Source organism: Nocardia seriolae NBRC 15557 (assembly GCF_007990715.1).
Taxonomy (GTDB): Bacteria; Actinomycetota; Actinomycetes; order Mycobacteriales; family Mycobacteriaceae; genus Nocardia; species Nocardia seriolae.
Map to the genome: position 1 here is coordinate 1 of NZ_BJWY01000005.1, position 14,030 is coordinate 14,030.

General features: G+C 69.8%; 11 protein-coding genes. 4 read left to right on the plus strand and 7 right to left on the minus strand.

What is annotated here, in order from left to right; translation table 11 throughout:
• The first annotated feature begins 41 nt into the window (after positions 1-41).
• From NS2_RS02295 to NS2_RS02305, 3 genes are all read left to right on the plus strand, one after another.
• A complete protein-coding gene (locus NS2_RS02295) occupies positions 42-674 on the plus strand; it encodes an urease accessory protein UreF (protein WP_033085430.1) in 633 nt (210 codons plus the stop codon).
• Between the two features lie 67 nt (positions 675-741).
• Entirely contained in the window at positions 742-1,455 is a 714-nt protein-coding gene (gene ureG / locus NS2_RS02300) for an urease accessory protein UreG (protein ID WP_033085467.1), read from the plus strand.
• Complete coding sequence (locus NS2_RS02305; RefSeq protein WP_033085466.1) at positions 1,445-2,095, plus strand: urease accessory protein UreD; 651 nt, start codon at positions 1,445-1,447, stop codon at positions 2,093-2,095. Before ureG ends, NS2_RS02305 begins: the two co-directional genes overlap by 11 nt.
• Before the next feature lie 33 nt (positions 2,096-2,128).
• Here NS2_RS02305 and NS2_RS02310 read toward each other — a convergent pair whose 3' ends face one another.
• The 7 genes from NS2_RS02310 to NS2_RS02340 form a co-directional block, all read right to left on the minus strand.
• Complete coding sequence (locus NS2_RS02310; protein WP_033085429.1) at positions 2,129-3,511, minus strand: L-serine ammonia-lyase; 1,383 nt, start codon at positions 3,509-3,511, stop codon at positions 2,129-2,131.
• Between the two features lie 43 nt (positions 3,512-3,554).
• Entirely contained in the window at positions 3,555-5,219 is a 1,665-nt protein-coding gene (locus NS2_RS02315; RefSeq protein ID WP_045436087.1) for an APC family permease, read from the minus strand.
• 254 nt (positions 5,220-5,473) lie between these two features.
• A complete protein-coding gene (locus NS2_RS02320; RefSeq protein WP_045436084.1) occupies positions 5,474-6,253 on the minus strand; it encodes a hypothetical protein in 780 nt (259 codons plus the stop codon).
• A gap of 179 nt (positions 6,254-6,432) precedes the next feature.
• On the minus strand, positions 6,433-7,470 hold the full coding sequence (locus NS2_RS02325; protein WP_052085953.1) for a hypothetical protein: 1,038 nt from the start codon (positions 7,468-7,470) through the stop codon (positions 6,433-6,435).
• Between the two features lie 118 nt (positions 7,471-7,588).
• On the minus strand, positions 7,589-9,037 hold the full coding sequence (locus NS2_RS02330; protein ID WP_033085428.1) for an NAD(P)/FAD-dependent oxidoreductase: 1,449 nt from the start codon (positions 9,035-9,037) through the stop codon (positions 7,589-7,591).
• Positions 9,038-9,220: 183 nt separating this feature from the next.
• Entirely contained in the window at positions 9,221-10,129 is a 909-nt protein-coding gene (locus tag NS2_RS02335) for a serine hydrolase (protein ID WP_155239630.1), read from the minus strand.
• Between the two features lie 89 nt (positions 10,130-10,218).
• Complete coding sequence (locus NS2_RS02340; protein WP_071811915.1) at positions 10,219-10,425, minus strand: hypothetical protein; 207 nt, start codon at positions 10,423-10,425, stop codon at positions 10,219-10,221.
• A gap of 177 nt (positions 10,426-10,602) precedes the next feature.
• On the opposite strand from NS2_RS02340, the gene recC reads away from it, so the two are divergent.
• Positions 10,603-14,007 (plus strand): exodeoxyribonuclease V subunit gamma, encoded by a 3,405-nt coding sequence (recC, locus tag NS2_RS02345; protein ID WP_033085427.1) that lies wholly within the window; start codon positions 10,603-10,605, stop codon positions 14,005-14,007.
• The last annotated feature ends 23 nt before the right edge of the window (positions 14,008-14,030 follow it).

Below are 14,030 nucleotides of genomic sequence, written 5' to 3' on the forward strand. Positions count from 1 at the left end.
CGACACTAGGATCGGGCCATGCGAAACCCGGACGTGGGCCGATGAGCCTGGCCACCCTGCTCACCCTCGCCGATTCCCGGCTGCCGATCGGCGGGCACGTCCATTCCGGTGGCGTCGAGGAGGCCATCGCCTCCGGGCTGGTGCGTGATGTGACCACCGTCGAGCTCTACCTGCGCCGCCGCATCCGGACCTCGGGCCTGGTCGCGGCCTCCCTCGCGGCGGCCGTCACCGCGGGCACCCTCGACCCGGCCCGCGCCGAACTCGAGTCCGACGCCCGCACCCCGTCCCCGTCGGCCCGCGCCGCTTCCCGCGCCCAGGGCCGCGGGCTGCTGCGCCTGGCCAAACGGGTGTGGCCGCAGGCCGATTGGCTTCCCCTCGGCACCCGGCCACACCTGTCCACGGTGTTCGGCGTGGTCGGCACGCTCTGCGGCGCCTCGCCCGAGGACATCGCGGCGGTGACCGTCTACACCACCATGACCGGCGCCGCCACCGCCGCCCAGCGCCTCCTCGCCCTCGACCCGGCCGCCGTGGCCGCCTGCACCATCCGGCTCGCGCAGGTCTGCGATGCCACCGCCGCCGAGGCGGCCAAAACGCCTGCCGCACTCTCGGATCCGCTCCAGGACGTGCTCGCCGAACGTCACCTGCGCCGCGAAATGCCGCTGTTCGCGTCGTAGCCGGTCGCGGGGCGGGTTACATCCGGTTTACCTGGCTGGGCCAGGATGGGGTGGAAAGGTGCCGAACATGCCACCTCACCTCATCGACGGGGAACCGCACGATCACGACCACGACCGCCCGCGGCGCGAGCGGACACCGGGGGAGCCGCTCCGGATCGGTATCGGCGGACCGGTCGGTTCGGGGAAGACCGCGTTGACGGCGGCGCTGTGCCGCCAGTTGCGCGACGAGCTGTCGCTGGCCGTGCTGACCAACGACATCTACACCACCGAGGACGCGGATTTCCTGCGCCGGCACGCGGTGCTCGTGGATGAGCGGATCACCGCCGTGCAGACCGGCGGCTGCCCGCACACCGCGATCCGCGACGACATCACCGCCAACCTCGATGCCATCGACGATCTGATCGAGGCGAATCCGCCACTGGATCTGATCCTGGTGGAGTCGGGCGGCGACAATCTCACCGCCACCTTCTCCTCGGGCCTGATCGACGCGCAGATCTTCGTGGTCGACGTGGCCGGTGGCGACAAGGTGCCGCGCAAGGGCGGCCCGGGCGTCACCTGGTCGGACCTGCTGGTCATCAACAAGACCGACCTGGCCCCCATGGTGGGCGCGGATCTGTCTGTCATGGACCGGGATTCGACCAAGGTGCGCGAGGGCCGCCCGTTCGTATTCACCTCGCTCACCGAGGACCCGGCCGCGACACCGGTACTGGCCTGGGTGCGCGACCAGCTGAAGCTGGCCGCCGAACAGGATGCGGCGGCGGGCATTGCCCATTCGCACTGAGCTCCGCATCACCGCGACCGCCGGGACGCTGCCGCACATTCACGCGGTCGGCGGCCTGGCGGCGCGGCGCACCGGCATCGACACGGTGCACTTCATCGGCACGGCCGCCACGCCGCTCGGTGGCGATGTGCTCGATATCGTTGTCTCCGTGGGGGAGGGCGCTCGGCTGACCGTCCGTTCGGTCGCCGCCACCATCGCGCTGCCCGGACGCGAGACCCGTAAGTCCGTAGCGCACTGGCGATTCGAAGTGGCCGCGGGTGGTGAGCTCAATTTCGACCCGGAACCCACCGTGGTCGCGGGCGGCGCCGAGCACGAGACCTTCACCGCGGTCACCCTGGAAGACGGTGCCCGCCTTCGCCTTCGGGAGCGCGTCCAGATCGGCCGCACCGGCGAGGACCACGGCTACTGGAGCGGTGAGCTCACCGCCGACGTCGGCCCGACCCCGCTGCTGCGGCACCGTCTCGAACTCGGCTCGGACGCCGTCACCGATGACGCACTGTCGGCTCCGCGCGCCCTGGAGAGCGTGCTCACGTACCCGGACGAGCGGCAGTCCGAAACCGTCGGCCTGGACGCGGCCCTGCTGCCACTGGCCGCGGGCGGCACGCTGTTCACGCGTACCGCCCGCTTGTTGATGGCTTGAGCCGCAAGGACTCTCGCTTTCCGTTGTCGGATCTCAGCACTCGGTGAGGTTCACCGCGAGCCCGCCGCGCGCCGTCTCCTTGTACTTGACGCTCATGTCCGCGCCGGTTTCCTTCATGGTCTTGATGACCTCGTCGAGGGAGACCTTGTGGCTGCCGTCGCCGCGCATGGCCATGCGGGCGGCGGTGACCGCCTTGACCGCGGCCATGCCGTTGCGTTCGATGCACGGGATCTGGACCAGCCCGCCGACCGGGTCGCAGGTGAGGCCGAGGTTGTGTTCCATGCCGATCTCGGCGGCGTTCTCGACCTGTTCGGGGGTGCCGCCGATGGCCTCGGCGAATGCGCCCGCGGCCATCGAGCAGGCCGAGCCGACCTCGCCCTGGCAGCCCACCTCGGCACCGGAGAGCGACGCGTTCTCCTTGATGAGCATGCCGATCGCGCCCGCGGTGAGCAGGAATCGGATGATGCCCTCCTCGTCCGCGCCGGGTACGAAGTTCATGTAGTGGCTCAGTACCGCGGGCAGTACACCGGCCGCACCGTTGGTCGGCGCGGTCACGACCCGGCCGCCCGCCGCGTTCTCCTCGTTGACGGCCATCGCGTAGATGGTCGTCCACTCGGTGCGATGCATCATCGGATCGCCTTCGGCACGCAACTGCCGCGCCGAGGTGGCGGCGCGGCGGCGCACCTCGAGTCCGCCGGGCAGAATCCCCTCACGATTCAGCCCGCGGTTCACGCACTCCTGCATGACCTTCCAGATTTCCAGGAGCCCGGTGCGGATCTCCTCCTCGCTGCGCCAGGCCTTCTCGTTCTCCAGCATGAGCGAGGAGATCGAGAGCCCCGTCTCGTTGGCGAACTTCAGCAGCTGTGCCCCGCTGTGGAACGGGTAGGCGAGCTGAGTGGTGTCGTCGTTGTCGGGATCGGCGCACACCGAGTCCTCGTCCACCACGAACCCGCCGCCGACCGAGTAATAGGTCTTCTCCAGCAACGGGATTCCGTCGCGGTCGTAGGCGAACAGCGTCATGGCGTTGGCGTGGTACGGCAGCGCCCGGCGCATGTGCAGGATGAGCTGGGTGGGCTCATCGAACGGAATCTCGTGGGTGTCACCGATTTCGGTGCCCAGCAGCCGCAGCCGCTTGGTGCGGCGGATGCGCGCCACGTCCTCGTCGGCGACATCCGGGTCGACGGTGTTGGGGGAGTGCCCCTCCAGCCCGAGCAGCACCGCCTTGGGGGTGGCGTGCCCGCGGCCGGTCGCGCCCAGCGAGCCGAACAGCTCGACGCGGACCGAGGCGGTCTGGGACAGCAGGCCGTCTTCCTTGAGGCGGTTGGCGAAGAACTGCGCCGCACGCATCGGGCCGACGGTATGCGAGGAGGAGGGACCGATACCGATGGAGAAGAAATCGAAGACTGACAGTGCCATGACCAGACCTTTGACTGCTCGGGCGTTGGATGGGACGAATTGCTCAGGCGGGCTGCAGATTACGATCCGACTCGCTGCCGATGAGGTCGTCGAGCGGAACGATCTCGCTCTCCGGCTCGGCGTCGAGCACCGGATCCGGTCCGGGCAGACCCGACTCGTGGGCCTGCACACCGGCCCGCACGGCCCAGTAGTAGGTGGCCAGCGCGGCCCCGGCGACCAGCGCGATATCGATGCCGCCCGGAATCAGGCCGGTGCCACCGAAATCGGGCGAACCCAGGGCGGACACGGTCGCCATGAAGATCAGGAAGGCGATCATCCACCAGGCCGGTGCCAACTGCGCGGCGATGGTGCGCTCACCGCGCCGCCACAGCACGGCCACCGCGACCGGCACGGACAGCAGCGTGATGAACACGATGCGGCCGGTGTTGGGCCAGTGCGTCCAGTACAGCGCGCAGGCGGCCAGGGTGAAGGCCAGCGGCGTGATCACATTGGCGGCCGGGAGCCGGAAGGGGCGCGGCAGCTCGGGCTTGGTCTTGCGGAACACGCCCACGGCGATGGGGCCGATCAGGTAGGAGATCACCATGGCCGCGGAGACGATGCCCGCCAGCGCGTGCCAGCTGTGGCCGACGGTCAGCAGCAGGACCAGCGAGAAGGCGAGGTTCAGCCACATGGCCGGGCGCGCGGTGCCGTATCGGGGGTGCGACTCGCGCAGCTTCTTGGGGAAGAAGCCGGTCTCGGCCAGGTTCTGCACCATGTACGAGGCCGAGGCCACGTTGGCGATGTTCGCGCCGGACGGCGAGATGAACGCGCCGAACTGGAGCATGATCACCAGCCAGGCGAGTATCAGCAGCTTGGCGATATCGACGAACGGCGAGTTGAAATTGATTCCGACCCAACCGTGTTCGGCCAGCTGCTCCGGCGGTACCGCGCCGATGAAGGCGATCTGCAGCAGCATGTAGATGACCAGGCCGATCGACAGCGCGCCGACGAGCGCGGCCGGGATGGCCTTGCCCGGATTCTTCGCCGCGCCACCGAGATTGACCACGGCCTGGAAACCGTTGAAGGCGAACACGACACCGCAGGTGCTCACCGCGGTCAGCACCGCGGCCCAGCCGTTGGGCGCGAAACCGCCGTAGCCGTGGAAGTTCTCGGTGTGGAAGCCCGATGCGATGAGCGAGGCGACGGCCAGCACCGGGATGCCGAACTTGACGGCGGTGAGCAGATTGTTCACCCGGGCGAGCAGTCCGACGGACCAGTAGCAGCACAGCCACAGCACCACGGTCAGCGCGAACGCCATGCCCATGCCCGCGAGGGTCAGCGAGCCGTCCTCCATCAGGCCCTGTGCCCAGGAGAAGCTCCACGACGACATGTACTGCGTGCTGGCGATGGATTCGATGGGGATGAGGGCGGCGACGGCGATCCAGACCGCCCAGCCGGTGATGAAACCGAGCACCGGGCCGTGTGAGATGGAACCGAAGCGGGCCATGGATCCGGGGAACGGGTAGGCGGCGCCCACCTCCGCGTAGGACATGGCGATCAAGCCTATGAACACCGCGCCGATCACCCAGGCGATGATCGCGGCCGGTCCGGCGACTTGGGCCGCCTGCCCGGCCCCGAAGAGCCAGCCCGACCCGAAGATCGAGCCGATGCCAATCATGATCAGGGCGAAGAGACTCAGCCCTTTGCGGTTCGCGGAAGGTATGTCCATGCCTTGGACATTAGTGAGCAAACCAGCCCGCTTGAACGGACAAATGTCCTCAGTAGCACCGGTGTCGGATCACGTCAATGGTCCGATAACCCGCCATCCAGATCACATATTGGGCGCTCAGCACATGATCCGCAACACACTCGCGGGGCCGCGTTCGCGTGCGCGGCGGGAACCGGACCTCACCGCCGGTTCCCACCGCGTGCGCACATCTGCTCACTGAAGCGGCTGTCGTCGAAGGGATTTCAGTGGGGTTGTCAGTCGCCGACGACGCGGGGTGGTGCGTTGAACGAATTCACCGCGCCCACAACGGCACCCACCGCGGCACCCGCGGCGGCCGCGGGGATGGCGATGACCGCGGCGCCGAACGCGGCGCCGAGGGCGGGACCGGCGACCAGACCGACCGGAACGAAACCGGCGCCGACGACCAGGCCCACAACACCGCCGACGGCGGCGGAGGTGAGCTCGATCGGGGCGGCGGTGGCGGCTCCGGCGACAGCGCCGAGGGCGGCGGTGCCGATGGTCTGCCCGGCAATGCGGTCGGAGCGGGAGCGCTCCATGCCGATCGAGTCGAGGAAGGTGGCGAGATTCGCCTCGAGCTGAGCGGCATTGTCATTGATCTGGATCGCCTGTTCCTTGTCGATCCAGTCGGGAGCCGGGACCTGCACATCGCCGAACCGGAACATGCCCGGCGGCGGGGCGATCGGCGGCACGGCCGGAACCGGGGCGGGCGGGTGCAGCACGCCGACGGGGGCCAGATAGCTCTTGTCCGGGGCCTGGCGCGACCACTGGATGGAGCTCTTGGTGTCGCCCGGAATGTGCAGGCCCTCATAGGGACTCACATTCGGGGAATCAGCGGCGGGCCACTGGGGCTTGGGCGCGTCGTCGTGCTGCGCCACCGGAGCGACCTCGGCCGGGGCGGCATTGGCTGCGCCCGATCCGACGATCGCCAGGACTAGCGGGACCGCACCTGCCGCCACCACGTTTCCGACCTTGTTGCGGTGGGGGTTCAGTGCTCGGTGCTTACCTGCGGCCATGCATAACCTTTCCTCAGGGCACATCGACGACCGACATTCGAACCCACCGGTCACCCGGATTGGTGGGGAATCGGACGTCTGGAAATCGTTGTCATAACTAGGGATTAGCTAACTTGCCGGTATTCGGGCGCGAAAGAGGCCGGAATCCCTGGTGAGAGATCCCGGCCCCGTTGGATCGGCTACGACTCTTCGATAGCTGACTGGTCGGCTACCGCGGTCGCCTGGTCCGATACCGCCGCGTCCACGGGCGCGCCCGGGGTGGCCGGAGCCAGGTACCCGTTCACCGCGCCCACGGTCCCGCCGATGACGGCCCCGACCGTGGCGGCGGGGATGGCGATGAGCGTCACGGCCGCGGAAGCGCCCACGGCCGGGCCGAAGACCCAGCCCGCCGGAGCGAACGGCGTGCCCGCCATCGCACCGATGAATCCGCCCATGACGCCGCCCGCGATCTCGAGCGGGGCCGCGACGCCCACGCCCACCGCCGCGCCCACGGCCGCGGTGCCGACGGTCTGCGCGGCCATCCGGTCCGAGCGGCTCGGCTCGAAACCGGCCGAATCGTAGGTGCGGGCCAGCTCGGCCTCCGCGCCCGCGGCGAGCGCGTTCACCTGGGCGGCCTGCTCCGGGGTCAGCCAGGCCGGGATGTCGACCTGGGTGTCGCCGAAACGCAGCTTGCCCTCGGGTGCGGCGATGGGCGCGACATCGGGGGCCGACATCGGATTGGGCTGGTGCAGTTTGCCCTGATCCACCGGCGCCAGCGGCGCGTTGGGGATGTCGCGCACGCCGGTGGCGGAGTTGCGGCCGACCCGCACGGGCGCGGCGGGCGGTGCCGGGGCCAGCGCCTCGGCATTGTCGAGCGCGCCGGCATTGTCGAGCGCCTCGGCGGCGGTGCCCTCGGCGGCGGTGCCTTCGACCTCGGCCGCGGTGGCGGCGAGATAGTTGTGCGCCCCGTCGGCCAGGGCCTGCGGCACCGGCACCGCGATCTTGCCGAACGGGGTGTCGACCACCACGCCGGGCTGCGCGTCGGTGCCGCCGGGTCCCGCGGCGGCGGGCTGATTGTCGACCACGGCCGGCTGGGTGTCGTCGGACGAAACCGGTTCGGCCGCACTGGTTCCGGCGGCGGCGAGGGCGGCGACCAGCGGCAGCGCGCCCGCGACCGCCAGTGAACCCAGGCGTTGTCGCCGCGTCTGAACCAAATCGACCGGTTGGCGTTTGCCCATGAATGACCTTTCTCCCGAATGTCAACGGATGTCGAACATTCGGATCCGGCCGGTGTGCCGGATTGGTCGGGACACGCAGCCCGGTCAGGCCACTATCGAGACCGCACGGTAGGTGCGGTCAGCCCGCGCGCTGTTCCGTGGATTCGCCCGGTTTGCCATTCGCCACGGATTTGCCGTTCCCCGAGGCGGATTCGGCGCCGATCTGCTTGGCCAGCTGCGCGGCCTCGGCGGGGTCGTCGAGTGCTTCCAGGGCCAGGCGCGCGAACACCCACTGCTCGGTCGCCGCCATCTGACCCCGGTGGCGGCCCAGAAAGGAGACGAACCATTCGAGCACGGTGACGAACCGGCTGCGGAAGCCGACCAGGTACCACAGGTGCAGGCCCAGCCACGCCAGCCAGGCGATGAAGCCGCTGAACTCGAGCTTGCCCACCTGGCAGACCGCGCTGAACCGCGACACGGTGGCCATCGAGCCCTTGTCGAAGTACTTGAAGGGCTTGCGGTCGGAGACCTGCTGCTTGCCCTGGACCTCGGCCTTGATGGCCTTCGCCGCGTAGGTGCCGCCCTGGATCGCGCCCTGGGCCTGCCCGGGCACGCCCGGCACCGACATCAGGTCGCCGACGACGAAGACGTTCGGGTAGCCCTTGATGGTGAGGTCGGGTTCGACGATGACGCGTCCGGCCCGGTCCACCTCGGTGCCCTTGGACTTGTCGGCCAGGATCTTGCCCAGCCCGCTGGCCTGCACACCGGCCGACCACACCTTGCACGCGGATTCGATGCGCCGCTCGGTGCCGTCGGGGTCCTTCACGGTGACCCCGCGCGCGTCCACATTGGTGACGATGGCGTTGAGCTGGATCTCCACGCCCATCTTCTCCAGCCGCGCCTGCGCCTTGGAGCCGAGCTTGGGGCCCATCGGGGCGAGCACCGCGCCCGCGCCCTCGATGAGGATGACGCGCGCGTCGCGGGTGTCGATATTGCGGAAGGTGCCGTCGAGGGTGCGGTCGGCGAGTTCGGCGATCTGCCCGGCCAATTCGACGCCGGTGGGTCCCGCGCCGACCACGCAGAAGGTCATGAAGCGCTCGCGGGTCTCCGCATCGGTGGCCAGTTCGGCCTCCTCGAAGGAGCCCAGGATGCGCGCGCGCAGCTCGAGCGCGTCGTCGATGGTCTTCATGCCCGGGGCGTAGGTGGCGAAGTGGTCGTTGCCGAAGTAGGACTGCTGCGCGCCCGCGGCCACGATCAGGCTGTCGAACGGGGTGACGTAGTCCTGGTTGAGCAGGCGCGAGGTGACATTGCCGCCCTCGACGTCGATATCGGTGACCTCGCCCATGATGACGCGCACGTTCTGCTGCTTGCGCAGCACGATGCGGGTGGCGGGGGCGATCTCACCGACGGACAGGATGCCGGTCGCGACCTGGTACAGCAGCGGCTGGAACAGGTGCGTGGAGGTCTTGGAGATGAGAGTGATGTCGACGTCGGCCTTGCGTAGGTGCTTGCAGGCGAACAGTCCACCGAACCCGGACCCGATCACCACCACGCGATGACGCTGTGCGACGGATTTCTCGGCGTTCATCTAGTTCCTGCTCCTCGCCAGACGGTGAAACACGACAACTCACCCGTAACGGTAGTGCAGGGTGAGTCGCGACGACCAATCAGGACCAACCGACAAACAGACCTTTTAGACAACCGTCTCGAAGATACAAGATCGGCCGGTCGGGTCGGCGAGGATTGCGCGGCGTGGCGGAAATCGGGTGGGTCAGCGCCCTTGGAACAGCAATTGGGCGACGTGCGTGGTGGTTTCGGCGCCGTCGGTGTAGCCGCCCTGGTTGCCCTGTTCGGTCATGATGGCGAGGGTGTAGCGCTCGGCGGGGCCGGCGAAGCCGACCGAGTTGACGACCCAGCCGCCCTGTTCGTCGGACCAGCCGTTCTTGAGGCCGGGGTTCATGGCCGCGCCCGCGCCCCAGACGCCCCAGTGCTGGTTGGTGTCGACGCGGCGCATGCGGTCGAGCAGGTAGGCGCGGTCGTCGGGGTGCATGCGGGTCAGCACGTTGTCCATGAGCCGGTCCAGGTCGGCGGGGGCGCACTGCTGGAAACCCCAGTCCGGGAACATCTTGACCTGTTCGATGGAGGTGGTCGGCGGCAGCGGGACCAGGCCGGTCATGCCGTTGGCGCGGAAGGCGTTGTTGAACGACATCCGGTCGAAGCCGGCGAACTTGTTCCAGAGGATGTCGGCGGCAGTGTCATTGGAGGTTGCCAGCATCGACTCCATGAGCGAGCGGTCGTCGGGACCCAGCGTGATGGCGCCGATCCGGGCGCGGTTGAGCAGATCCTCCGCGATTGCCAGCTTGATGGTGGAAGCGGTCCAGAAGCTGGTGTCGGCGTTGGCGTTTCGATAAATGCCGCCGGTGACCCGGTCGCGCATCACATAGCCGGTGACGCCCGGGCGGGTGGCGAGGTAATTGTCGACCGCGGCAATGCGGTTGCTCATATCGGCGTCGAAACCCGCGATCGGGCCCTGGGTGTGGAGCGGGGTCCCATTGTTTCCGGGCAAGGCGCCGGCGACGGGAACGAAGGCCGGGGCGGCCGGAATCAGTGCCGCGGCAGCGAGCACACAAGCGGAGGAGGCCACGCGCCGGGCCTTGGGGGAACGCACGAGGGAACACAATAGAGGGGACAATGCCCGATACGCACGTCTTGCAGGACATCGCCGCTTCTGTTATCGAATCGACACTGTCGCAACGAATTTCGCGCTTCTCACCGAAATGCCGCCCGTAGCTCTTCGATACTGCGCCCGTTGAGGCGATAGCAGTGCTCGAATGCCTCGCCGTGTCGTTCCCGGGGCCAGGACGCCAGCACCACGCCGCGGCCGTAATGCCGCGAGTTGACGAGCTCCCAGCGGTCTCCCACCCGGCGAACCGTGAACCCGGTTCTGGGCACCAGGGGAATCACCGACGCAGACATCGACGCGAACCAGCCTTTCGAAGACAAACCGAACCTCCCCGAAAGGCACTGTCGCATACCACACTCGAATTTCGCGCTGACGCGCCCTAGCAAATCCCCGGCGTGTGGCAGGCGTCACCCGGCGAGCCGCGAGGGGTGGTGTTTGCATGTCGTTCGCCGACTGTATAAACACGGGTCGTGCACATTCACCGGGCCGAACGAGCGGACACGCTCGCCGACGCGCTGGCCGGGCTGCTCGCCGATCCGCTCGGCGATCCGTTCACCCCGGAAGTGGTCGCGGTTCCCGCCAAGGGAATCGAACGCTGGCTGAACCAGCGCCTGGCCGCCGTGCTCGGCACCGGCGCCGGGACCGACGGCATTTCGGCCAATATCGATTTCGCGGATCCGGCCGCGCTGGTGACGACGGTGCTGGCCGAGGCGACCGGAGTGGATCCCGAGCAGGATCCGTGGTCCCCGGCGCGACTGGTGTGGACGCTGCTGCCGGTGCTGGACGAGGTGCTGGCCGAATCGTGGGCCGCGGTGCTCGCGCGGCATCTGGGCCAGGGGGATCCGGGCGGGTACCGGGTCGGGCGGCGCTATGCCACGGCCGCGCGGATCGCGGCCCTGTTCGACGGTTACGCCGCGCAGCGCCCGGCCATGATGACCGATTGGGCCGACGGCCGCGACACCGACGGGGCCGGGAACGCGCTGCCGCCGGATCTGCTCTGGCAGCCCAGGCTGTGGCGGCGGCTGCGCGGGGTGGTCGGGGTGCCGGGTCCGGCCGAGCGGCTGGGCGCGGCGTGCGCGCGGCTGCGGGCCGAGCCCTCGATCGTGGCGCTGCCGGAACGGATTTCGCTGTTCGGGGTGACCCGTTTGACCACCGATCAGCTCGAGGTGCTCTCGGCGTTGTCGGCCGGGCGGGGAGTGCACCTGTGGCTGGTGCATCCCAGCCCGGCGCTGTGGACCAAGCTCGCCGATGCCGAGGTGATCCCGAATCCCGGTGTCCGGGTGCGGCATCCGCTGCTGTCGGCGCTGGGCCGGGATGTGCGGGAATTGCAGCAGCGGCTGGCCGGGTACGACCACATCGACACCTACCATCCGCGCCCGGAGAACGATCGGCAGCGGCCCGAGGCGGCTCATCAGCGCCTCGAGCCGGGTGATCGACGCCCGGAGTCGGGCACTCAGCGTTCGGAGGCGACGGGCCCGCGCACCCTGCTCTCGGAATTGCAGGCCGCGGTGCGGCAGGACCGCTGGTCGATCATGCCCGACCCGAGCCTGGCCGACGGGACCGTGGCGGTGCACTCCTGCCACGGGCCGTCGCGGCAGGTCGAGGTGCTGCGGGACGCGCTGCTCGGATTGTTCGGCGCCGACCCGACTCTGGAGCCGCGCGACGTCATCGTCATGTGCCCGGATGTGGAGAGTTACGCGCCGCTGGTGCGCGCCGCCTTCGGCCAGTGGTCCCTGGACGGGGCCGAGCCCGGGCATCCGGCGCACGGTTTGCGGGTGCGGCTGGCCGACCGGGCGCAGCTCGCGGCGAACCCGCTGCTGGATGTGATCGGCACGCTGCTCGAATTGGCCGACGGCCGGGTCACCGTGACCGAGGCGCTGGATCTGTGTGCGGCCGAACCGGTTCGGCTGCGCTGCGGCTTCGACGACGATGACATCGAGCGGCTGCGCGAATGGGCCACCGAGACCGGTGCGCGGTGGGGAATCGGGCAGCGTCAGCGGCAGGCGTTCGGGCTCGGCGACTTCGCGCAGAACACCCTCAATGCCGCGGTGGACCGCATTCTGCTCGGGGTGGCGGCGGGCGAATCCAGCGAGGATTGGCTGGATCTGGTGCTGCCCCTGGACGACGTGGACAGCAATGACATCGACCTGGCCGGGCGCTTCGCGGAATTCGTGGACCGGCTCGCGGTGTGCCTGCGGGATCTGCGCGGCTCCACCCTCGAAGAACCGGCCGGGTCGGCGCGGGCCGCGGCGGACTGGGCCGCGGTGCTGGGCCGGGCCTTGGATCTGCTCACCGAGGTTCCGAACGGCCAGGGCTGGATGGGGGTGCAGGCGCGCCGGGAACTGGCCACCGCGCTCGAACCCGCGGGGCGGATTCCCCTGCGGCTCAGCGATATCGGGGCGCTGCTGACCGCACGGCTGGCCGGGCGGCCCTCGCGTGCCAACTTCCGCACCGGGGAACTGACCGTGTGCACCATGGTGCCGATGCGGTCGGTGCCGCACCGGGTGGTGGTGCTGCTCGGACTCGACGACGAGGTGTTCCCGCGCGCGGGCGGCATCGACGGTGACGACGCGCTGGCCCGGCACCGCCTGCCCGGCGACCGCGACCCGCGCAGCGAGGACCGGCAGTTGCTGCTGGACGCCATCATGGCCGCCGGTGAGCGACTGGTGCTGCTGCACACCGGATCCGACCCGGTCACCGGTGCGCACCGCCCGCCCGCCATTCCCCTCGCGGAGTTGCTCGACACCGTGCGCGCGCACGTCGGCGCGTCCGCCATGGACCGGGTGGTGACGCGACATCCGTTGCAGCCCTTCGATCGCCGCAACTTCCGGGCCGGGGAGCCGTTCAGCTTCGACACCGTCGCGCTGGCCGGGGCGCGGGCCGCCGGGCGCGCGCCCGCGCCGCGGCCGCTGTTCCTGCCCGCGCCGCTGCCGCACGGCGAACGCGGTGACGTCGAGCTGGCGGAGCTGGTGGCCTTCGCCGAGCATCCGGTGCGGGCATTCCTGTGGCAGCGCTTGGGAATTCGGGTGCCCGAGGAAGAGGGGGAGATCGCCGACCGCCTCCCCGTCGAGCTCGACGGGCTGACCAAATGGAACATGGGCGAGCGCATGTTGACCGCCCGCCTCACCGGCGTCGACCCGAACGTGCTGCGGGCGGCGGAGTGGCGGCGCGGCACGCTGCCGCCGTTCGCCATGGGCTCGGCCGTGCTCGACGAGGTGGAGGGTACCGTCGACCAGCTGGTCCGGGTCGCCCGGCCACTGCACGAAATCCCTTCCCGCACCATCGATATCGCCGTCGACCTGGGGGAGGGCCGCCGCCTCACCGGCACCGTCCCCGACGTCCACGACGATGCCTTGCTGCGCACCACCTACTCGCGCCTGGCCCCCAAACACCGCATGGCCGCCTGGATCCGCCTGCTCGCCCTGGCCGCCACCGGCACCCACCAGAGCTGGCGCGCCCTCACCATCGGCCGCGGCCAGCACCGCCGCCCCGCCTGGCAATCCACCCTCACCGCCCCCACCGCCGCCCTGGCCCGCGGCATCCTGCGCGACCTGGTGGCGCTGCGCGACGAGGGCCTGTCCGAACCGCTGCCCATCGCGCCCGCCGCCTCGGCCGCCTACGCCGAGCGCCGCCTCGCCGGTGGCACCCCGGAGGACGCGCTGCTGGCCGCCGAAAAGGAATTCGGCGACCGCTTCGGCGAACACACCGACCGCTACCTGCGCCACATCCTGGGCCCGGCCCCCCGCTTCCAGCAGCTGACGGAGGCCGCCGCCCGCGCCCTGCCCGGCGTGGAATCCGAACCCACCCGTTTCGGCGAACTGGCGCGCCGCCTGTGGAATCCCTTGCTCGCCAACGAGAATCAGGGTCAACCGTGACCGCCCCGAGGAGGAATCCCCTG